This is a genomic window from Methylobacterium sp. J-072, from assembly GCF_022829425.1.
Classification (GTDB): Bacteria; Pseudomonadota; Alphaproteobacteria; order Rhizobiales; family Beijerinckiaceae; genus Methylobacterium.
Genome location: NZ_JAKSYK010000231.1, coordinates 88,361 through 108,790 on the forward strand (window position 1 = coordinate 88,361; position 20,430 = coordinate 108,790).

Below are 20,430 nucleotides of genomic sequence, written 5' to 3' on the forward strand. Positions count from 1 at the left end.
CCTCCGCTTGGCTCCGTCACCTCAGGATGAGGGCGAGGGTTGGAGAGACGCATGCTCGAGTTAGTCTCTCCCGTGACACTCAATCAAGGCCGCCGCGCTGGCGCTGGCCGTTGCCGATCCGCACGAAGGTCCGCACTTCGCCGAGATCGGTATCGGCGCGGTTGTCGATTGCCAGGCGGCCGGCGATGACGGGTGGGCTCGAAGCGCCGGCACCGTGACCGGGCCGCAGGTCGGAGCCCGCGATCACCCGGCCCGAGACGCGGATGCAGCTCGCGCCGCCGGGCATCCGCACGAAACCCGGCCCTTTCGCCGGGCACGGTATCGCCGCCGCTGCGGTTGGGGCCTTTTCGAGATCCCGGGCCTCGGCAGGGCCGATGAGAGCGAGCGCTGCCGAGAGAACCAGGGCACTCGAATGCAGCCGGGCCATCTCAGGCGGCCCGGCGCGCGAGAGCCCGATACAGCAGATCGATGTAGCGCTCGACCTCGCCGATGAAGCCGTCGAGGTCGGGCTCCAAGAAGCGGAGACGCGCAAGGTCGCGCAACAGGATATCGAGGGCGACGGCGCGGTCGTCGGGCCGGCCATAACCGTCGAGATAGGTGTCGATCGCCTGCTCGGCCAACACGATGGCGCCGATCTGCGCCGTGGAGCCGAGGCGGCGGACCGCGCGGACGGGTTCGGACAGCGCCATGCGGACCTCTCCTCGATCGGGCGGTCGCAGCGACCGCGATCCGCGCTTCACTGCGGGAAAGCGGCGAGACTATGGTGGCGCAGCCGAATACCGGCGTCAGCTGATGTAATTGACCAGCGAGAGCTTCGAGAGCGAGGCGGTGACCGAGTAGCTGGCCTGCAGTCGGTTCTGGACATCGAGCAGCTTGGCGACGACTTCTTCCGTCGGGGCCTGCTCGATCCCGTCGAGGGTGTTCTGGACCGTCGTCTGGGTGGCGGCGTTGGTCGTCTTGGCGTTCGACAGCCGCGTCGAGGCGATGCTGAGCTGCGTGACGGTGTCCTGGACGCTGGGGTTGGTCTGGTCGGAGGACGACAGCAGCGTCCCGGCCTTGTTGACCACCGTCTGGTAGGTGGCGCTGGTGTTGGCGTCGCTCGTCGTCGGCAGCGCGAAGGCCATGGTCGCCAGGCCGGCGAGCACGTTCCGGACGGTCGGGTCGTTGGCGCGTGCGCCGGTGCCGACCTTGCCGGTCGCGCTGACCTGGACCGACTGCGTGTCGAGGGCTGAGGTGGGCTGCGGCGGGTTCGTCGACGTGTCGTAGCTGTTCTCGCCCTGGTACCAGAGCACCGTGTTGGTCGCAGTGGCGGGGGTGTAGCTGATCGGGTTCTTGCTCGCATCGTAGACGATGCGCTGCTGGGGCATGATCCCAGTCCCGGACGGGCCGCCCTTCGCCGAGCCGGTGAAGAAGTCCTGCGTCACTGCCGCGGTGGCGTTCACCGCCAGGGTGCCGGTGGCCGCACCCTTGAGGGCGTTGGTCAGCGTGGCAGACAGGTTCTTCATCGTGTCGTTGACGCTCGCCCCGATGGCGAAGCTTGTGGTCGAGCTGGAATCCGCGCTGGCGGCCGCGGTCAGCGTCACGGTCGTGGAGGTGCCATCCGGCATCTTCAGCGCGAAGCTGACGCTGTCGCCGGCGGTGGGCTGAGCCGACAGGCTCAGGTTCAGCGAGGCCGGGCCGGTTCCCGTGATCGAGGCGTTGAGCGCCGTTCCGGTCGTGGTCGGGGTGCCGGTCAGGGTGAAGCCGAACGTGCCGCGCGTCGCGGCGTTCCCTTCCTCGGTCACCTGGACGGAGGTGGCGCTCGGCGAGGTCTGCGTCAGCCGGCCGTTGCCGCCCGAGCCCAGCTCCGCGGTGACGCGCTCGTTGATCAGCGCGGTGAGGCCCGCGAGCTTGTTGCCCTGGCTGTCGGTGGTGCCGTTGAGGATCGTATCGGCGTCGAGCACCGGCTGGGTCGTGGTATCGCGGCCGCCGAACAGGTAGCTGCCCGCCGCCGACTGGTTGAGGGTGTCGAGCGCCGTCTGCAGGTTGGCAAGCGCGATCGAGCGCCCCGCGGTGGTGTTGGCCGCCACGCTCTGCAGGCCGTTGTTCAGGGCCGTACGGGCGTCGGTGCCCAGCTTTGCGACCTGGGTCAGGCTGGTGACCGCCAGGTTCGTCCGGGTCTGGGCAGCGGTGATGCCCGCGCCGTAGCCGTTGAGCGCGCTCAGGGTCGCCTGGGCGCCGAGCGCCGTCGAGCGCCCGGTGCCGAGCCCGCCATAGGTCTGGGAGACCTTGCCGCTGGAGAGCTGGTTCGACAGGTCGTTCAGCTGGTTCTTCAGCGTCAGGAGCTGCGAGGTGTTCCGGTTGGCGACGTAGGAGCCGGCCGCGAAGGGTGAGATCGTCGTCATGGTCAGATCTGCAGCAGCTGGTTGAGCATGTCGCGCGCGGCGGTGAGCACCCGGGCATTGGCGCCGTAGGCGGTCTGCAACGCGATCAGGTTCGACATCTCCTGGTCGATATTGACCCCCGCGCCCGCGGAGAACCGGCTCTGCGCGGTCGAGAGCGCGGTCTGCTGGGTGTCGTTGAGCGCGGCCGCGTTCGAGGCGGCGGAGCCCTGCGAGGCGATCACGTCCTGGGCGAAGCCGACGACGCTCGCCCGGTAGGGCGCCGAGACGCCGCCGATGCCGCTCGACGACGAGAACGTCTGCTGGGCCGAGGTCAGGGCAGTGAAGATCGCCTGCGCGCGGCCCCCCGAGGCGCTCGTATCCGTGGCGCTCGATGCGGTGAGCGCCGAGGTGTTGCCGGAGATCGCCGGATTGACCGAAATCCGCTGCGCGAAGCCGGTGAGCTGCGAGCCGCTGTCGAACGAGCCGGTGAACAGCTGCGGGGTTGGCGGCGGCGCCGCGGACACGTCGGTGAACAGGGCGAGCTGCGGGTAGCCCGTGGTCAGATCGCTCGGCGAGGTTGGCAGCGTGACGCTGGCGGTCGCGGCGCTCGCTACCTTGCCGCCCGCCGTGAGCGTGAGCGTCGCATTCGCCGCCGTCGCAGGGCCGTTCGTGACGCCGAGCGCAGGGAGCTTGTAGGGGGCGGATGCGGGATCACTGTTGAACGTGTTCAGCGCGGCCTGGATCTGCGTGAAGTAGGTGGTCGGACCGCCGCTGGCGTTGAACGTCAGCGTCAGGCCGCTGGCATCCGTCGTCTGTCCGGCGGAAATGATCGTGCCGTTACTCTGGGTCGTCGACGCTACCAGCGTCACATTCCGCACCGTGTTCGTGCTGTCGGTCACCTGGAAGGTCACCGAATTGCCGGGTTGCATCTTCGGCAGGGTGATCGTGGTGTCGCTGGCCGTGACACCGGAGGTGGTCGTGGTGTTGAGCGTGCCGCCGACGCTGGTGTTGGTCAGGGCGCTGGCGAGCCCCCCGGCGAGGTCGTCGAGCTGGCGCTGGGCCTGCGGCAGGGTCTGGTCGCGCAGCTCGATCCCGGCGGCGAGGCTCCCCGACCGGATGGCGCCGGGCGCCCCGAGATCGATCTTGCCGCCGCCCGGCAGCGTCGCCGTGATCGTGCCGACCGTCCGTTTCGTCGGGTCCGTCGAGTAGCTCGAATTCGCGCTCAGCGACCCGTGCCCGTCGAAACTCAGCGTTGCCGCGTTGCCGCGATCGACCAGGGTCACGCCGGACTGGGTCAGCACCGAGACGGTGCCGTCGCGCTGCGCGACGGTCTGGACGTCCATGTAGCTCGAGAGCGTGTTGATCACCTGATCGCGCTGGTCCTGGAGATCGGCCAGGGACGAGGCGTCGGTGGTGTTCTGGATCTTGGCGTTGAGCTTCGCGACGTTGGACAGCAGGGTGCTGGCCGATTGCGTGTCGGTACCAAGCTGCGCCTCGACGCCGGTGCGCAGGTTCTGCACCGAGGCGGCGGCGCCGTTGATCTGGCTGGCCAGCGCCGAGGCGTTGCTCAGCACGGTGGTGCGGGCGGCCGCCGAGGTCGGGTTGGCGGCGAGCTCCTGGAGCGATTCGGTGAAGGTGTTGAGCGTGCCGTCCATCGACGCCGCGCTGCCGGGTGTCCCGTAGAGCGAGTCGAGCTGGGACGCGATGCCGGCCTTCGTGCTGGTGTAGGCCGCCCCCGAGGTCTCGAGCCGCAGCTGCTTGAGCGCGGCGGCATCGAAGCTGCGGGTGATCGTCCCGGTGGCGACTCCGGAATTGTTGGTTCCGGTGGCGACCGTCGAGAGCGTCCGCTTGACGTAGCCCGCCGTGCCGGAATTGGCGACATTCTGCGAGACGAGGTTGATCGCCGCCTGCGTGGCCGCAAGCCCGGCGGTCGCGGTGGAAAGCGCGTTCAGCGACATCTCACGGCCTCCGCGGTTCGGATCGCGCCCTCACTCAGCGGATCACGTTGAGCAGGTCAGACATCATCGTCTGGGCCGTCGACATGACCCGCGTGTTCGCAGAGTAGGCCTGCTGGGTTACGATCATCTTAGAGAACTCGCTCGCAATGTCGGTATTCGACTGTTCATTGCTCGCGCCCGTGATCGTGCTCCCGTTCAGCCCGACGAGGGCCGGACCGGAATCGGCGGTCTGGAGGTAATTGCCGTTCGAATCGGCCTTCAGCCCGTCGGGATTGGCGAACTGGGCGATCCCCACGGTGGCGAGCCCCAGCACCGAACCGTTCGAGAACGTGCCGTTGATCTTGCCGTCCTCGCCGATGGCGACGCTGGTCAGCGTGCCGGCGCTGTTGCCGTTCTGGCTCAGCGTGTTGGTGGTCACGGCACCCGACGTGTCGGCGTACTGCGTCAGGCCGGCCGTGCCGACATTCATGGTCATGCCCGAGAAGGTGTAGTCGCCGACCTTCACGTCGCCGAGCGAGACCGGGCTCGTCGTCGGCGCGGTCAGCTTGCCGGTGGAGTCGAAGGTGAACGCCGTCCCGACATTCTGCCAGTCCGTCGCGTTCGCCGAGGCCGAGGGATTGGAAGCGTAGTACAGGTTCCAGACCGCCGCCTTCTGTGTCGGGGTCGTGGCGGCATCCTGCACCTTCGCCCAGCGCGTGCTCAGGGTGACCGGCGCGCCGGTCTGCGTGTAGGCGGTGATCGACGGGCCCGCGATGCTGTTGTTCACGAAGGTTCCGGCGCTCGCCGAGGGCACCGTGGGCCCGGGTACCGTGGCTCCCGACAGGACGACCGCTGATGGCAGCTGATTGTACACGTCGGAGCCCGACGTGGCGGACGCCGTGGTGGCCGGCGTCGCCGGAAGGTTGGCCGCGTAGGTCAGCGACGTCGTCGGCTGGGCCGGGAGCGACGTGTTGCCGATCTTGAGCAGCCCGGTGCTGGTCGCCTGGCCGGTGACCGGGTCGAGATTCGTGCCGGTCAGGTAGCCGCCGGCGCCGTTGACCAGGTAGCCGTCCTTGTCCTGAGAGAAATCGCCCCGGCGCGTGTAGACGTTGGTGCCGCTGAAGGTGGCGGCGCCGTTCGAATCGCCGGTCTTGCGGACCACCGTGAAGAAGCCGTTGCCGTTGATCGCCATGTTGGTCGGGACGCTCGAGGCCACGACGTTGCCGGCGATCGTGTTGGTCAGCTGCGACTGGGCGAGCACGGAGCCCGCGACCTCGCGCTTCGGCGTGGTCTCGGACATCATGTCGACGAAGCTGGTGTCGATCCGCTTGAAGCCGGTCGTCTGCGAGTTCGCGATGTTCCCGGAGATGTTGCTGATGGCGTAGGACTGCGCCTGCAGTCCGGAGACCGAGGTCTGCAGGGCGGTGAAAAGATCCATGGCATGCGATCCCGATACGCGCCGCACTGGCCGGCAGGATCAAGCGACCGCAACCGCCGTGCCAGAGCTAAGTCTTTGTCGGATCAGACATTGGCCGCAGCATGCTCGGCAGCACTGACCGGCCTGAGATGCCGACCCGGCAGTTTCTGCCGGACCGGAAACCACGCCGATGTGATCGGGTGAGGCCTGCGCGTTTACGGGGTGTTATCCGGCTCGCGCGAGGATCGCAGGCGGGCTAAGCTGGGCGGGGCGCGTCCTGCCCGAACACGCCGACGCGGAACGGATTGCGGATCTCGAGGTCATGCGGGCGAAACGGACGAGCCTCGTCCACATCATTTACTTCTCGCGCCTCAATCTGTCGTCGGACCCTGCGAAGCGGTCGGAGCAGATCACCGAGATCGGCCGAGTCGCGCAGAAGAAGAATGAGTTCTCTGTGATCACGAGCTTCCTGATCATCGAGGGCAACTTCGCCTGCCAGGTGATCGAGGGCGAGCGCTCGTCGGTGCACGAGACCTTCGACCGGGTCAGCGCCGACCAGCGCCACCGCGACGTCCAGATCAACGAGTGGCGGGAGATCGCCAAGCGCGAATTCGTCCACTCCTTCAAGAGCGCCCAGCGCACCGCGGCGAATGACGGCCTGTTCGCCAAGGCCAACCTGCTGCCGATGCTCCAGCGCGGCACCCCGAAGGCGACCGCGATCCACGGCCTCTGCGTGGCGCTCCAGAACGACGCGATGTCCCGTCAGGGCATCGATCACCTCTTCATCTGAGCGCAGCGATGCCCGAGAGCGATACGCCCCCGATCCTCATCGTCGACGACCAGGAGAAGCTCCTGCGTCTCGAGGTGATGCTGATGACCCGGATCGGCTTCCCCGATGTCGAGGGGGTCACCACGGCCGCCGAGGCGCTGGAGCGGCTGCGCACCCGCCGCTACGCCCTGGTGATCTCCGACCTGACCATGGAGCCGATGGATGGGCTGAGCCTGCTGCGCGAGATCCGCGGCGACGACGCGTTGATGAACACGCCCTTCATGCTCACCGAATCGTCCTTCGACTTCGAGGATATCAACCTCGCCCACCAGGCCGGGGCGGACGCCTTCATCCTCAAGCCGTTCGACATGGCGGTGCTGAAGAGCAAGCTGAAGCAGGTGCTCAACCGCAAGCCGCGCAAGCGCGACGCCCCGATCGCGACGGAATCGACGCTGACGGTGGATTTCCCGATGCTGGGGAAGTTTTGAGGTAGGCTCTCTCGCCTCGGCGGCCTCTCCAACCCAGATTCCCTCATCCTGAGGTGCTGCGCAGCAGCCTCGAAGGAGGCCTCCACGGATCGCGCGGCTGGCTGGAGGGCTCCCTTCGAGGCGCCCGCTTCGCGGCCGCGCCTCTCAGGATGAGGGGAATTGGTGGGAGAGCCTGTCGCGCCCGCCCCCCAAAAAACTCAAGCCGCTCGCTTCTGATAATCCTTCACGTCGGTGAAGCGCACTGCCGGGTAGCGCTCCTCCTCGTAGCGGAGCGAGAACGCCGTGGTCGCCATGAAGACCGGAGCCCCGTCGAGGTCTTTGGCCATGGCCGAGCCGTGGCTGTCCACGAACTTGTCGAGCTCGATCTCCGAATCCGACTCGATCCACCGGCACACCGAGAACCGCGAGGTCTCGTAATCCACCGGCAGGCCGTACTCGGCCTGGAGACGTTCCTTCAGCACGTCGAGCTGGAGCGCGCCGACCACGCCGACGATTGCCTGGCTGCCGTCCTGCGGCACGAACACCTGGACGACGCCCTCCTCGCCCATCTGCTGGAGCGCCTCGCGCAGCTTCTTGGCCTTCATGGCGTCGGTGAGCTTGATCCGCCGGAGGATTTCCGGGGCGAAGCTCGGCACGCCGCGGAATACGATGTCCTCGCCTTCCGTGAGCGTGTCGCCGATCCGCAGGGTGCCGTGGTTCGGGATGCCGACCACGTCGCCGGCGAAGGCTTCGTCCGCGATGGCGCGGTCCTGCGCGAAGAAGAATTGCGGCGCCGAGAGCGAGATCGGCTTGCCGGTGCGCACCAGCCGGGCCTTCATGCCCCGGCTGAGCTTGCCCGAGCAGACCCGCATGAACGCGATCCGGTCCCGGTGGTTCGGGTCCATGTTCGCCTGGATCTTGAACACGAAGCCGGTCATGCGCGGCTCGGTCGGCTCGACCAGGCGCTTGTCAGCATCCTGGCCGCGGGGCGGCGGTGCCACCTTGGCGAGACCGTCGATCAGGTCGCGCACGCCGAAATTGCGCAGCGCCGATCCGAAGAACACCGGCGTCAGGTGGCCCTCTCGGAACGCGTCGAGGTCGAACGGCTTCAGGCCGCCCTCGGCCAGCTCCACCTCCTCGCGCCACGCATCGGCTGCACCGTTCTCGGTGAGCAGCTGGTCGAACAGCGGGTCCTGGGGGCCGGACACCGTGACCATGCCGGCATCCTCGGCAGCGTCGAGCCGGCGCACGCGATTGGCGCCGAGCTCGTAGGTCCCGGAGAAGTTGCGGCCGGTGCCGATCGGCCAGGTGACCGGGGCGACGTCGAGGGCCAGCGTCTTCTCGATCTCGTCCAGAAGCTCGAACGGGTCGCGGGCCTCGCGGTCGAGCTTGTTGACGAAGGTGACGATCGGGATGTCGCGCAGCCGGCAGACCTCGAACAGCTTTCGCGTGCGCGCCTCGATGCCTTTCGCGGCGTCGATCACCATGACGGCCGAATCGACCGCGGTCAGCGTCCGGTAGGTGTCCTCGGAGAAGTCTTCGTGGCCCGGCGTGTCGAGCAGGTTGAAGACGCAGTCGCCGTACTCGAAGGTCATCACCGAGGTGACCACCGAGATGCCGCGCTCCTTCTCGATCCCCATCCAGTCGGACCGGGTCGAGACCCGGTTGCGCTTGGCCTTGACCTCGCCGGCGAGCTGGATCGCGCCGCCGAACAGCAGCAGCTTCTCGGTCAGCGTGGTCTTGCCCGCATCCGGGTGCGAGATGATCGCGAAGGTGCGCCGCCGCGCAACCGGGTCGGCCGGCCTCGCTTCGGTCTTGGTCTGCATCAGCATGGAGCGAACGCTCTGGGTCGGCAAAACGTGAGGGGCGTCGCCCGGCGCGCAGTCTCGGGTGACGGTCTCGGGATCGTGTAGCGGCAAGCCCGGGTATTGGCAAAGAACCCGCGGAGTGGGCCGACCTCGGGCTGATCCAAAGTCCCGGTTTCAAAAGGTCGTTCGACCTTTTGCGGGTGCAGGGCAGAGCCCTGCAAGCTTCCGGGCTCTGCCCCAGAACCCCGCCAAAGGGCTGAGCCCTTTGGAAACCCAATCTCACGCCGCCTCGGCTGCCAGCGCCCGCAGGTCGGCGATCAGGGCGTCCACGCGCGCGGTCTCGGCGTCCCAGGCGAACATGAATCGTGCCCCGCCGCCGATGAAGGTGTAGAAGCGCCAGCCGCGCGCGCGCAGCCGCTCCATGGCCGCGGCCGGCATCGCCAGGAAGACCGCGTTGGCCTCCACGGGGAAGAGCGCGCGAATTCCCGGCAGGCCGGCGACGGCATCGGCGAAGCGCCGGGCGCAGGCATTGCCGTGGGCGCCGTTCCGCAGCCAGGCGCCGCTCTCCAGCATGCCGACCCAGGGGGCGGCCAGGAAGCGCATCTTCGAGGCGAGCTGCCCGGCCTGCTTGCACCGGAAGCCGAAATCCTCGGCGAGCTTCGGATCGAAGAACACCACCGCCTCGCCGGCATGCATGCCGTTCTTGGTGCCACCGAAGCACAGCACGTCGACCCCCGCCCGCCAGGTCATGTCGGCGGGGCTGCAGCCGAGGCTGGCGCAGGCGTTAGCGAAGCGCGAGCCGTCCATGTGCAGCGCGAGGCCGAGTTCGCGGCAGGTCGCCGAGAGCGCCCACAGCTCGGCCAGCGTGTAGACCTGCCCGGTCTCGGTCGGCTGCGTGATCGTGACCACCCGCGGCCGCGGGAAATGGATGTCGCTGCGGTTGGTGGCGAGCCCGCGGATCGCCTCCGCGGTGAGCTTTCCGCCTTCGGTACGGACCGTGAGCAGCTTGGAGCCGTTGGAAAAAAATTCCGGCGCGCCGCACTCGTCGGTCTCGACATGGGCCGAATCGGCGCAGATCACGCTGTGATAGGATTGACACAGCGAAGCCAGCGCGAGCGCGTTCGCCGCCGTGCCGTTGAACGCGAAGAACACCTCGCACACGGTCTCGAAGACTCCGCGAAAGGCATCTGCGGCCCGGGCCGTCCAAGCATCCTCGCCGTAGGCCGGCGCGTGGCCGCGGTTGGCCGCCTCCATGGCCGCCCAGGCCTCCGGGCAGATGCCGGAGTAGTTGTCGCTGGCGAATTGCTGCGAGTCGTCGTTCGTCATCCGCGTAGCCTAGATCCGCGTCCGAGCGCGTTGCAATCGGGCTCAGCGGCAAATCGAGCCCGAGCAGGGCTGCTGCGCGTCGAACCGGTATCCGAAAGAGCGCCGTGGATGCCGATACGGCCGCTGCGAAGATCGATGCCGCGAAGATGTTGGAACTGGTTCGCGCTTGGTGTAGAAGCCGCGCCAAGGCGTGGGCTCCACGCCGATTCGGAAACCGACGTTCCCGTCCCTCCCGGGTTCACCCGGGCGAGGGACGTTGCCGGTTTCCAGATCGGCGGCGGGCTGCGCAAGCCCCAAATCCAGGTCCAGAGGATCAAGTCCGTTGCAGGTACTCGTTCGCGATAACAACGTCGATCAGGCGCTCCGCGTCCTCAAGAAGAAGATGCAGCGTGAGGGCATCTTCCGCGAGATGAAGCAGCGCAAGGCGTATGAGAAGCCGTCCGTGCGCAAGGCGCGCGAGAAGGCGGAAGCCGTCCGCCGCGCCCGCAAGCAGGCGCGCAAGACCGCCATCCGCGAGGGCCTGATCGCCGCTCCGAAGCCGAAGCCCCGTTTCCCGGCTGGCAGCCGCCGTCCCGGCTTCCCGTCGCCGTCCGCCGCCGGCCCGCAGGCTGGCAACGCCGCCGGCCAGGTCTCGGTGAACCCGACGCCCGTCGCTTAAGACGTTCTCTTCGAACGGCAGAGGCCCGGACCGCGCGAGCGGCCGGGCTTTTTGCGTTTGATCATCACTTGGATCGTGAGGGTTATGGGCGCGGCCGTAGCTGCTGTTAGCCCATGAGCCGCCCTTGGTTCCCGTTCGGTCGTTCAGCGCACAGCGCCGTCATCGCGAGCGCAGCGAAGCAACCTAGTGCGGCGCGCGCTTCCCGAACGTGGCGTTTCCCTGGGTTGCTTCGCTGTGATCGCAATGACGGGGGAGGAAGCTGCAACCGCCTCGCCCGAAACCAACCGGGCGGCTGAGTAGGATGACGGATCGGGCGTTTGAGCGTCTGCGATCAGCCCCGACACGCGGCCCCCTCCCCCGCTACGGAGGAGGAGAACCGCGCGTCCCCCCCTATTCAGGCCGCCTTGGCCGCCATCGTGGCGTGCTCGGCCTGGACCAGCACGTCCAGCGCCCGCCAGGGCTTCTGCATGTAGACCGTCTGGTCGGGCAGGCGTTCGTCGCGGCTGGCCCCGGAGGTGACGACCACGCGCACGTCCGGCCAGCGGCGCTCGACCGCCTGAGCGAGCGACACGCCGTCCATGGCGCCGGGCAGGCGGATATCGGCGAACAGCAGGGCCACGGTGACGTCGGACCGCTCCAGCACCGAGAGCGCGGCCTCGGCGCTCTCACAGGCGATGACGCCCAAATCGCTCTCTTCCAGCACCGCGGTCGCGAGGTGGCGCACCGCCGCATCGTCCTCCACGACAAGCGCCACGGGGGCGGAACACTCGGGCTGTGCGCGATCCATGAAAATCTCCTGCTCTCGGTTGCTTGAAACCCCTTTTCGGGTCGCAGCCTCATTGATGGACCGCTGATTCCCCGATTCGGCCATGCTGGCCTGCCAGGAGCCGGCTCACAAGTGTCCTCGTGATTGAGCCGCCCCTGCCCGATCCGCGGTCAAGCGGCGCCATTTTTGCGCGGTACGCCCGAAAATGGCGCAGCTGGGTCGCGGTTAAGAACCTGTTCACCCGTGTGGACCGACTGTTAATCTCATTCGCGGGCGCCCGTTCCGTTCCGGAATGGCCTTCAGCGGACCACAGAAGGATCGACGTCCGACATGTGCCGTTTCCTCGCCTATAGCGGAGAGCCGGTCTTTCTTTCGGACCTGGTCTGCGCGCCGACGCATTCGCTGGTGCATCAGTCGCTGCACGCCGACGAGGGGAAGACCGAGACCAACGGGGACGGCTTCGGCATCGGCTGGTACGGCGAGCGCCCGGAGCCGGGCGTCTATCGCGACATCTCCCCGGCCTGGTCGGACGAGAACCTCACCAACCTGTGCGGCCAGGTTCGCGCAAGGACTTTCTTCGCCCATGTGCGCGCCTCCACCGGCACCGCCACGGCCCGGGCGAATTGCCACCCGTTCGTCTACGGGCGGCACCTGTTCATGCATAACGGCCAGATCGGCGGCTACCACCGGATCAAGCGGCGGCTCGAGGCCCTGATTCCGGACACGTTCTACGATCAGCGGCGCGGCAGCACCGATTCGGAAGCCATCTTCCTGCTGGCCCTGGCCAACGGGCTCGAGCAGGATCCGGTCGGCGCGATGGCCCGCACCCTGGAGACGATCCGCGGCCTGATGAAGGAGGCCGGCGTCTCCGAGCCGTTGCGCTTCACCGCTCTGCTCACCGACGGCGAGACCCTGACCGCTTATCGCTGGGCCTGCGACGGCCGGCCGCCGAGCCTGTACTTTCGCGATGGCCCGGGCGGGATCGTCGTCGTGTCCGAGCCGATCGACGGCTGCCGCGAGGGCTGGCAGGTCGTCCCGAAGGGCGGCACCCTCCGGGCCCGGCACGGCCACGCCACCATCTTGACCGGACCCGAGGCCGCCCGCTCTCGCGCCGCCTGAACCGGCTTCGGCGGCGAACGCTCTGATCCCACCTCAGCCATGCCCGGGGCGGGATTGTCGATCCGTGCCACGTTGCCACATGTCGGGCCACGGCCGAGCATGCGGCCGGGCGGGAATTGACCGATGTATCCGGATACCGAGCTTCACATTGCCGGACGCTGGCGCGCGGGCGCCGACCGGGAGACCCTGGGCGTCCTGAATCCCGCCACGGGCGAGACGATCGGCCAATGCGCCGTCGCCACCACGGCAGATCTCGACGAGGCTCTGGCTGCGGCCGCCCGCGCCTTCCCGATCTGGCGAAAGGTGTCGCCGTTCGAGCGCGGCAAGCTGATGCGCAAGGCTGCCGACCTGCTGCGTGCCCGCGTCGACGAGATCGCCCGCATCATGACCCAGGAGCAGGGTAAGCCCCTGGCCGAGTCGCGCGTCGAGACGCTCGCCGCCGCCGACATCATCGACTGGTTCGCCGAGGAGGGGAAGCGCGCCTACGGCCGCGTCATCCCGGCCCGCGCCGACGGCGTGCTGCAGGCGGTTCTGCGCGAGCCGGTCGGCCCCGTGGCCTGCTTCACCCCCTGGAACTTCCCGATCAACCAGGCCGTCCGCAAGATCTCGGCGGCGCTCTGCACCGGCTGTACGGTGATCCTGAAGGGTCCGGAGGATACCCCGGCGAGCTGCGCCGCCCTGGTCCGCGCCTTCCTGGATGCCGGCATCCCAGGCGATGCCCTGTCGCTGGTCTACGGCGACCCGGCGACGATCTCGGCCTACCTGATCCCGCACCCGGTGATCCGCAAGATCTCGTTCACCGGCTCGACGGTGGTCGGCAAGAAGCTCGCGGCGCTGGCCGGCGAGCACATGAAGCGGGCGACCATGGAGCTCGGCGGCCACGCCCCGGTGATCGTGTTCGGCGATGCCGACGTGGAGAAGGCCGTGTCGGTCCTCGCCCCGTCGAAGTTCCGCAATGCCGGCCAGGTCTGCGTGTCGCCGACCCGGTTCCTCGTCCACGATTCGGTGTTCGACCGGTTCGTCGAAGGCTTCACCAGCTACGCCAAGAGCGCGAAGGTCGGCGACGGCCTGGATCCCGACACCAAGATGGGCCCGGTGATCCACGGACGCCGCCTGGAGGCGATCGAGGCGCTGACCGCCGACGCCGAATCGGCCGGAGCGTCCCTGCGGGCCGGCGGCAAGCGCATCGGCAACCGCGGCAACTTCTTCGAGCCGACGGTCTTCACCGAGGTGCCGCTGACTGCCCGGATCATGAACGAGGAGCCGTTCGGCCCGGTGGCGATGATCAACCGGTTCTCGGAGGACGAGGAGGCGCTCACCGAGGCCAACCGCCTGCCCTACGGGCTCGCGGCCTACGCCTATACCCGCTCGGCCGAGCGGGCCGCGCGGGTGTCGAACACGGTGGAGAGCGGGATGATCTCGATCAACCACCACGGCCTCGCCGTGCCGGAGACGCCCTTCGGCGGCGTCAAGGAATCCGGCTACGGCAGCGAGGGCGGCTCGGAAGCGCTCGACGCCTACCTCGTGACCAAGTTCGTCACCCAGGCGAATTTTTAGAGCTTGAACCGGCGCGTTGCCGACAGCGACGCGCCGGCCTTCTCGAAGTTCGTTCGCTCTCGCGAGCTTGGTTACATGCCGGTGAAGCTCGGGCTCGTCCCAATCTCCACCTCATCCTGAGGTGCCCGGCGATCGAAGATCGCTGGGCCTCGAAGGAGACCTCCAGGGATCGCACGGCCAACTGGAGGGCTCCTTCGAGGCTCGCTTCGCTTACACCTCGGGATGAGGACGAGGGTGGGCCATGCGAGCCAGACAACCTCTCAGTAATGCGGCGGCGGCGGTTCCGGCCCACGGGGTGCAGACCGCGCTGCCGCTTCCTCAACCTGATCCCGCAGCGCATCGACCTGGCGGACCAGCCGGTCGATCACCCGCCACTGCTCCGTCACGGTGCGGTTCAGGTCTTCGATGACCGAGTCCTGCTCGGTGAGGCGCATCTCCAGGCGATCGATGCGGGTGGGCTCGTCCATGGCCGGTCTCCAGTCCGGCCCGCGATAGCGCATCCGCGCCGGATTTCCGACTGCGCCGCCTCAGGCGGCATATGCGGCCACCGCGACTCGGTCGCGCCCCTGGTGCTTGGCGGCGTAGAGCGCGGCGTCGGCCCGGCGCATCAGCGCCTCGAAGTCGGACCCATCCCGGGCCTGCGCAATCCCGATGCTGACGCTGACCCGCAGGGTCGGCAGTTCCGGCACCGAAAGGCCGGAGAAAGTCCGGCGCAGTTCCTCGGCCCGCGCCAGGGCCTCGGCGGGGGAGACGTCGGGCAGCAGGCAGGCGAATTCCTCGCCGCCAAGCCGGCCGAGCATCGCCTCACCCGGCAGCAGGGAGCCGGCCATGACGCAAAAACCCATCAGCACCGCGTCGCCGACCGCGTGGCCGTGGACGTCGTTGACGGCCTTGAACCGGTCGAGATCGAACAGCAGCAGGGCCGCATGCTGGTTCGTGGCGAGGGCCGCCTCCGCGGCACTCGCGAAGGCCCGCCGATTGGGGATTCCGGTGAGCGGATCCGTCGACGCCGCAGCGCGCTGCTCGCGCTCGGCCCGCTCCTTGACCAGGGCCATGAAGGTGAAGGCCGAGGCGATCGAGAACATCAACGTGACGAAGCACAGGATCGCCACCCAGGGCGACGTCAGCGGGTTCAGCCCGGGTCGCGGCGGCGCCAGCAGCGTCGAGGGGATCCGCACGATGTAGAAGAGGGCGTGCAGCCCCAGCAGGGTGGCGGCCGCGCCCCGCGAGGCGAGGCGCTCCCGGTGACCGCGCCAGAATTCGGCAGCCGCATCGCCGCAATACACGGTCGCGGCGGCCGACGCGTAGATGATCCGCGCCTCGATCGATTCATAGAAGGCCGGCACGAAGCAGAGGACGCACCAGATCAGCGCGCCGGCCAGAGCCAAGCCGGCCCGGGTCGGCCGCCCCTCGAACGAGCGCACGCCGCTCCAGATCAGCCCGTAGGCGGCGAGCACCACCGCATTGGCCACACCGATCGACAGCAGGTCCGGGATCTGACCGCGCAGGGCGAGGCCAGTGGAGCCGAACGCGCCCACGATATGCGCAGCGCCCCAGATCGCCAGGGCTCGCGAGGACGGCGCTTGGCGCCACGACAGCAGGAACAGCGTGCCGACCAGCAGCGTCGTCACGGAACTGACGATCAGCAGGGTAGTGGGATCGAGATGCACGGCTTTCTATCAGTCTCCGAGCGAGACGATAGCATGGGATGATCCGGTATTCTCCACCGCGCGAGGCATGTGAGCGCGCTTTTAGAAGCAGAGCGATGAAAATGGCGCGCTCACGTTGGTAACGTCAGTTCATTATGGTCGCAGGCGCGCCCGCACGGCCTGTTCATGCGGCCTCACCTGCCTTGGCGGCATGGATCACCGGCACCGCCGGCGCCCCTTCCCACTCGGTGTTGGCGGGGATCGACTCGCCCTTCATCACGATGGTCAGCGGGCGCAGCCGCGCGTAGTCGCCGACCTTGGTGTCGTACAGGACCGTCGCGAAGGCGCCGACCGAGACGCCGCGGCCGACCACGACGCGGCCGATCTTCATGATCCGGTCCTCGTACAGGTGGGTCTGCAGCGCCGAGACGCGGTTGATCGTGGCGTAGTCGCCGATCGACACGCAGTCGAACTCGGTGATGTCGGTGGTGAGCATGCACACGCCCTGGCCGACCTTCACGCCGAACAGGCGTAGCGCCCAGGGCAGGAACGGCGTGCCCTGGAGGTGCTCCAGCAGCACCTTGCCGGCCAAGCCCCAATAGGCCACCGCGATCGCCTCGGTGCGCATCGCCCACCAGGACCACATCGGCTGCATGCCGGGCTTGTAGACGCCCATTAGCAGCCACTTCATCGCGATGACCGCCGCGGACTGGATCAGCGCAATGCAGACGCTGGCGGTCACGAAGCTGAGTGCAAGGCCGGACCAGTCCTTCTCGAGGATCGCCGGGTAAAAATACCAGTCGATCACGGTGATCGCGAGGGTGATGTAGAGCATCGGCGAGAACGAGGTCGCGAACGCCTCGAACACGCCGCGCCGGATCTTGGGCCATAGCCCGGGCTCGTAGGTCTGCGCGTTGGAGCCGAGATCCACCCTCTGGCGGGCGGGCAGCCGGATCGGCGGCGAGCCGAACCAGGTCTCGCCGGGGCTCATGGCGTCATTGGCGGGGGGCTTCGACTTGATGCCGATCAGCACGTCGTCCGGGATGTCGGCCCCCGGCGGAACGACCGCGTCGTTGCCGACGAAGACCCGCGCACCGGTCCGCGCCACTTCGAGATGCATCCAGCCACGCCGGATCTCTTCCTCGCCGAAGACGACCTCGTCGGCGACGAAGTTCTTGGCGCCGACCTCGGCGAGGTCGTAGCGGCTGCCGAGGTTGGTCGAGATCTCGGCGCCATGGCCCATCCGGGCGCCCATCAGCCGGTACCAGGCCCGCATGTAGACGGTGGCGAATAGCGACGAGAGCGTCTCAAGCGTCACCTCGACGGCGAGCGCCAGCGACCACTTGCGCAGGTAGAACAGCGAATGGACCGAGTAGGTGCCCGAGCGGGTCCGCGGCAGCACGATCCAGCGGATGCCGGCGATCAGCAGCACCGTGCCGGCGGTCATCAGCATGGCGGTCGGCCAGGTGAGGATCGGCAGATACCAGTGGTAGTCGATATCGGTGATGTCCGAGAGCGAATCCGAGATTTGGTCGAAGATGAAGAAGGCCGGGAAGATCGGCAGCAGGCCGACCGCCGGGATCGCCCCGAGCAGCACGGTATAGGCCACCCCGAAGGCGGCGCGGCGCGACCAGGGGGCGTCGGCGGCCTCCGGCAGCTCGGACGGATCGGCCATCCCGACCTTGCGGCCGGGCGAGCCGTCCCAGATCTCGGCCGGCCCGACCCGGGTGCCGGTCGGGATCGTGGTCAGGTCGGCGATCTCGGCCTGCGCGCCGATCACCGTGTCGTGGCTGATGACGCAGGAGGTGCCGATGGCCGCGTCGGCGCCGATCTCGACCGCGCCGATCACCAGCTCGTTGCCGACGATCTCGGCATTGGCGATGACCAGGCGGCCGCCCAGCGAGGCGCCGTCGCCGATGGTCAGCAGGTCGGGGGCGCCGATCTCGATATCCGAGATCAGCGCGTCGCGGCCGACCTTGGCGCCCATCAGCCTCAGGTAGACCGAGATCGCCGGCGAGCCCTGGAGCCATTTTACGTGGACCAGGGGGGCCAGGCGCTGCGCTAGCCACCACCGGTAGTAGTAGGCCCCCCAGAGCGGGTAGCGGCCGGGCTTGGTCCTGCCGAGGATCAGCCACTTGCCCGCGACTGCGATCACCGCGGTCACGCCGTTGATCGCGATGTAGACGAGCAGCAGCACGCCGAGTTCGGCGAAGAAGCTGAGTCCGCCGCCGGTGAGCAGCAGGTAGGTGACGAAGATCCCGAGCCACTGGGCGGTGGAGAGCGTGATGACGATGGGCAGCGCGATGGCCTGGGCCAGCCCGCACAGGGCCCGGCGCAGCAGCGGCGGCGGCTCGAAGCTGAGGTCGCGGACGGAGGCCGCCGCGCCCATGCCGCCGGTGCGGGCGATCAGCGCGTCGGCCATCGCCCGTAGGGTGCGCAGGGCGTAGACGTCCGGCAGGGTGATGCCGGCGAGCGCGGGCGCCTCGCGCACCGCCGAGACGAAGCGGGCGGCCAGGAGGGAATGGCCGCCGAGATCGGCGAAGAAATCGCCCTCCAGGGGGATCGGCTGGTTGCCGAGGACCTGCTTGGCCGCGGCGACCAGGGCCGCCTCGGTCTCGTTGGCCGGGGGCTCCTGCTCGCCGTCGGCGGAGACGACCGTGAGCGGCGCGATCTTGAGGGCCTTGCGGTCGACCTTGCCGGAGGTCAGGCGCGGCAGGGTCTCGGCCAGCTCGAAATGGCCGGGCACCATGTAGGGCGGCATCTGGCCAGCCAGCGTCCGGCGTAAGGTAGCGGTATCCACCGACCGGCCGCGCTCGGGGATCAGGAAGGCGACCAGCCGGTCGACGCCGTCATCCTGGCGCAGCACCACGGCGGCTTGGTTGATGTCGGGCACGCTGCGGATCCGCGCCTCGATCTCGCCGAGTTCGACCCGGAAGCCGCGGATCTTGACCTGATCGTCGATGCGGCCGTGGAACAGGATCCGGCCGGCGACATCCATCGAGACCGCGTCGCCCGAACGGTAGAGGATCGGGTCGGTCCCGTCCAAGACGAACGGGTTGGCGATGAACTTCTCCGCGGTCAACTCGGGCCGCGCCAGGTAGCCCCGGGCCACGCCTGGGCCGCCGATCAGCAATTCGCCCTGCTGGTCACGGCCGAGCAGGCTCAGATCCTCGCCGGCGACGTAGACTGAATAGTTCGGGATCGGGCCGCCGATGGTGACGGGCTCGCCCGGCCGCATCTCGGCCGCGGTGGCGACCACGGTCGCCTCGGTCGGCCCGTAGGTGTTGAACAGTTTTCGCGTGCCGGTAGCCCAGCGGGCGACCAGCGGCTCGGGCAGGGCCTCGCCGCCGAGCAGGACCAGGCGCACGGTCGGCAGGTCGCCGGAGATCATCGCCAGCAGGGTCGGCACGGTGTCGAGCACCGTGATCCGCTCCGCCTCCAGGATACCCGGCAGGGACTCGATGTCGCCCATCATGGCCGGGCTCGCCACGAACAGCGTCGCGCCGACGAGATACGGGACCCAGATTTCTTCCATCGACAGGTCGAAGGCGACCGAGGCGCCCTGGAACACGATGTCGTCGGCGCGCATGCCGTAGAGCGCGTTCCCCGACCGGAGGAAGTGGCAGATGTTGGCGTGGCTGATGACGATGCCCTTGGGCACGCCGGTCGAGCCGGAGGTGTAGATCAGGTAGGCGGGGTGCTCCGGCGTCAGGCCGGCGGCGCGGGGATCCGGCACCGCCGCCTCCGCGGGGGTCGCCGCATCGAGATCCGACAGCGTGAGCGCCGGCGCGGCATCGGGCGCGGCGGCGGCCAGCGCCGGCGAGACCAGCAGAGCCTTGGCGGCGGCATCCGTGAGACAGACCCCGACCCGGTCGGCCGGCGCTTCGGCGTCGAACGGCAGCCAGGCGGCGCCCGACAGGGTGATGCCGATCTGGGCGACGAGCAGGTCCGGGCCGCGGGCCATCCACAGGCCGACCACGTCCCCGGGGCCGATGCCGCGATGGGCAAGGCCGGCGGCGATCCGCCCGGCGCGGGCGGCAACCTCGGCATAGGTCAGGTGCGGATGGGCACCGCCCGCAACGAGGCGGGCTCCGTCGACGAGGCAGGGATGCTCGGGCCGGGCACGCGCCGAGGCAAGGAAGATCTCGGCCAGCACCTCGTCGCGGATCAGGTCGGGGCGGTGTTCGCCACGCAGCACGGCCGCCCCGTCCGCCGGACGCTCGCGCGCCGCGTCAGCCGGTTCGAGCCGGGTCTTCTCGGCGAGGTCGCTCATCCGCTGCTCCGCTGGCCGCCCGAACAGGTCGGCGCATACCGTGGCGACCGCCCTATAGCCAGCCGATCATGCCGTTATCGAGGCGGCTTTGAACCGTAGGTGAAGGACGGATGAAAGCGCTCGCCGCCGAAGTGGCAATCGGTTCGGCGAAAGCAAGCGCGTCCGATCCGTCCCGCCAGCCCTGCATCCTGGACGTCGGATCGCGAACGCGGGGCGGGCGACCAGAGCGCTCGCCGCCGAAGTGGATACCGGTTCGGCGTAAGCGAGCGCGTTCAATCAAGGACTTAGAGCCGTTCCCGATTGCAACGCGATCGGGAACGG

16 protein-coding genes are annotated in these 20,430 nt (G+C 68.6%); 5 read left to right on the forward strand and 11 right to left on the reverse strand.

The window, feature by feature from the left end:
• Window positions 1–79 precede the first annotated feature (79 nt).
• The 5 genes from MKK67_RS31515 to MKK67_RS31535 all read right to left on the reverse strand — a co-directional run bounded on the left by MKK67_RS31515 (window position 80) and on the right by MKK67_RS31535 (window position 5,738).
• Window positions 80–286: a hypothetical protein gene (locus MKK67_RS31515; RefSeq protein ID WP_243972991.1), complete on the reverse strand. Its 207-nt coding sequence runs from the start codon at window positions 284–286 to the stop codon at window positions 80–82.
• A gap of 142 nt (window positions 287–428) precedes the next feature.
• Window positions 429–689, reverse strand: a complete 261-nt coding sequence (locus MKK67_RS31520) for a hypothetical protein (protein WP_243972993.1) — start codon at window positions 687–689, stop codon at window positions 429–431.
• Window positions 690–785: 96 nt separating this feature from the next.
• Window positions 786–2,384 (reverse strand): flagellin, encoded by a 1,599-nt coding sequence (locus tag MKK67_RS31525; protein WP_243972995.1) that lies wholly within the window; start codon window positions 2,382–2,384, stop codon window positions 786–788.
• A gap of 2 nt (window positions 2,385–2,386) precedes the next feature.
• Window positions 2,387–4,321: a flagellar hook-associated protein FlgK gene (flgK, locus tag MKK67_RS31530; protein ID WP_243972997.1), complete on the reverse strand. Its 1,935-nt coding sequence runs from the start codon at window positions 4,319–4,321 to the stop codon at window positions 2,387–2,389.
• 34 nt (window positions 4,322–4,355) lie between these two features.
• The gene (locus tag MKK67_RS31535; RefSeq protein ID WP_243972999.1) at window positions 4,356–5,738 is read right to left on the reverse strand and encodes a flagellar hook protein FlgE; all 1,383 of its coding nucleotides are present in this window, start codon (window positions 5,736–5,738) and stop codon (window positions 4,356–4,358) included.
• Window positions 5,739–6,039: 301 nt separating this feature from the next.
• Between MKK67_RS31535 and MKK67_RS31540 the strand changes: the two genes are divergently transcribed.
• Both MKK67_RS31540 and MKK67_RS31545 read left to right on the forward strand, forming a co-directional pair.
• Window positions 6,040–6,507, forward strand: a complete 468-nt coding sequence (locus tag MKK67_RS31540; RefSeq protein WP_243973002.1) for a BLUF domain-containing protein — start codon at window positions 6,040–6,042, stop codon at window positions 6,505–6,507.
• Window positions 6,508–6,515: 8 nt separating this feature from the next.
• Window positions 6,516–6,974, forward strand: coding sequence for a response regulator (locus MKK67_RS31545; protein WP_243973010.1), 459 nt, complete (start codon window positions 6,516–6,518; stop codon window positions 6,972–6,974).
• 197 nt (window positions 6,975–7,171) lie between these two features.
• Here MKK67_RS31545 and MKK67_RS31550 read toward each other — a convergent pair whose 3' ends face one another.
• On the reverse strand, window positions 7,172–8,785 hold the full coding sequence (locus tag MKK67_RS31550; RefSeq protein WP_243973011.1) for a peptide chain release factor 3: 1,614 nt from the start codon (window positions 8,783–8,785) through the stop codon (window positions 7,172–7,174).
• A gap of 255 nt (window positions 8,786–9,040) precedes the next feature.
• A complete protein-coding gene (locus tag MKK67_RS31555) occupies window positions 9,041–10,087 on the reverse strand; it encodes a threonine aldolase family protein (protein ID WP_243973012.1) in 1,047 nt (348 codons plus the stop codon).
• A 322-nt stretch (window positions 10,088–10,409) separates the two neighbouring features.
• Between MKK67_RS31555 and rpsU the strand changes: the two genes are divergently transcribed.
• Window positions 10,410–10,745: a 30S ribosomal protein S21 gene (rpsU, locus tag MKK67_RS31560; RefSeq protein ID WP_243973013.1), complete on the forward strand. Its 336-nt coding sequence runs from the start codon at window positions 10,410–10,412 to the stop codon at window positions 10,743–10,745.
• A 394-nt stretch (window positions 10,746–11,139) separates the two neighbouring features.
• Here rpsU and MKK67_RS31565 read toward each other — a convergent pair whose 3' ends face one another.
• Window positions 11,140–11,532, reverse strand: a complete 393-nt coding sequence (locus MKK67_RS31565; RefSeq protein WP_243973014.1) for a response regulator — start codon at window positions 11,530–11,532, stop codon at window positions 11,140–11,142.
• A 309-nt stretch (window positions 11,533–11,841) separates the two neighbouring features.
• On the opposite strand from MKK67_RS31565, the gene MKK67_RS31570 reads away from it, so the two are divergent.
• A complete protein-coding gene (locus MKK67_RS31570) occupies window positions 11,842–12,630 on the forward strand; it encodes a class II glutamine amidotransferase (RefSeq protein ID WP_243973015.1) in 789 nt (262 codons plus the stop codon).
• Window positions 12,631–12,753: 123 nt separating this feature from the next.
• The gene (locus tag MKK67_RS31575) at window positions 12,754–14,187 is read left to right on the forward strand and encodes an NAD-dependent succinate-semialdehyde dehydrogenase (protein ID WP_243973017.1); all 1,434 of its coding nucleotides are present in this window, start codon (window positions 12,754–12,756) and stop codon (window positions 14,185–14,187) included.
• Between the two features lie 260 nt (window positions 14,188–14,447).
• On the opposite strand, the gene MKK67_RS31580 is transcribed toward MKK67_RS31575, so the two are convergent.
• The 3 genes from MKK67_RS31580 to MKK67_RS31590 all read right to left on the reverse strand — a co-directional run bounded on the left by MKK67_RS31580 (window position 14,448) and on the right by MKK67_RS31590 (window position 20,109).
• A complete protein-coding gene (locus MKK67_RS31580; protein ID WP_243973019.1) occupies window positions 14,448–14,654 on the reverse strand; it encodes a SlyX family protein in 207 nt (68 codons plus the stop codon).
• Between the two features lie 60 nt (window positions 14,655–14,714).
• A complete protein-coding gene (locus tag MKK67_RS31585; protein WP_243973021.1) occupies window positions 14,715–15,857 on the reverse strand; it encodes a sensor domain-containing diguanylate cyclase in 1,143 nt (380 codons plus the stop codon).
• Window positions 15,858–16,020: 163 nt separating this feature from the next.
• Window positions 16,021–20,109, reverse strand: a complete 4,089-nt coding sequence (locus MKK67_RS31590; RefSeq protein ID WP_243973023.1) for a Pls/PosA family non-ribosomal peptide synthetase — start codon at window positions 20,107–20,109, stop codon at window positions 16,021–16,023.
• Window positions 20,110–20,430: the final 321 nt, after the last annotated feature.

Coding starts and splice junctions, on each gene's coding strand:
- MKK67_RS31515 (WP_243972991.1), bottom strand. CDS start 286: ATGCCCGGCGGCGCGAGCTGCATCCGCGTCTCGGGCCGGGTGATCGCG.
- MKK67_RS31520 (WP_243972993.1), bottom strand. CDS start 689: ATGGCGCTGTCCGAACCCGTCCGCGCGGTCCGCCGCCTCGGCTCCACG.
- MKK67_RS31525 (WP_243972995.1), bottom strand. CDS start 2,384: ATGACGACGATCTCACCCTTCGCGGCCGGCTCCTACGTCGCCAACCGG.
- flgK (WP_243972997.1), bottom strand. CDS start 4,321: ATGTCGCTGAACGCGCTTTCCACCGCGACCGCCGGGCTTGCGGCCACG.
- MKK67_RS31535 (WP_243972999.1), bottom strand. CDS start 5,738: ATGGATCTTTTCACCGCCCTGCAGACCTCGGTCTCCGGACTGCAGGCG.
- MKK67_RS31540 (WP_243973002.1), top strand. CDS start 6,040: ATGCGGGCGAAACGGACGAGCCTCGTCCACATCATTTACTTCTCGCGC.
- MKK67_RS31545 (WP_243973010.1), top strand. CDS start 6,516: ATGCCCGAGAGCGATACGCCCCCGATCCTCATCGTCGACGACCAGGAG.
- MKK67_RS31550 (WP_243973011.1), bottom strand. CDS start 8,785: ATGCTGATGCAGACCAAGACCGAAGCGAGGCCGGCCGACCCGGTTGCG.
- MKK67_RS31555 (WP_243973012.1), bottom strand. CDS start 10,087: ATGACGAACGACGACTCGCAGCAATTCGCCAGCGACAACTACTCCGGC.
- MKK67_RS31565 (WP_243973014.1), bottom strand. CDS start 11,532: ATGGATCGCGCACAGCCCGAGTGTTCCGCCCCCGTGGCGCTTGTCGTG.
- MKK67_RS31570 (WP_243973015.1), top strand. CDS start 11,842: ATGTGCCGTTTCCTCGCCTATAGCGGAGAGCCGGTCTTTCTTTCGGAC.
- MKK67_RS31575 (WP_243973017.1), top strand. CDS start 12,754: ATGTATCCGGATACCGAGCTTCACATTGCCGGACGCTGGCGCGCGGGC.
- MKK67_RS31580 (WP_243973019.1), bottom strand. CDS start 14,654: ATGGACGAGCCCACCCGCATCGATCGCCTGGAGATGCGCCTCACCGAG.
- MKK67_RS31590 (WP_243973023.1), bottom strand. CDS start 20,109: ATGAGCGACCTCGCCGAGAAGACCCGGCTCGAACCGGCTGACGCGGCG.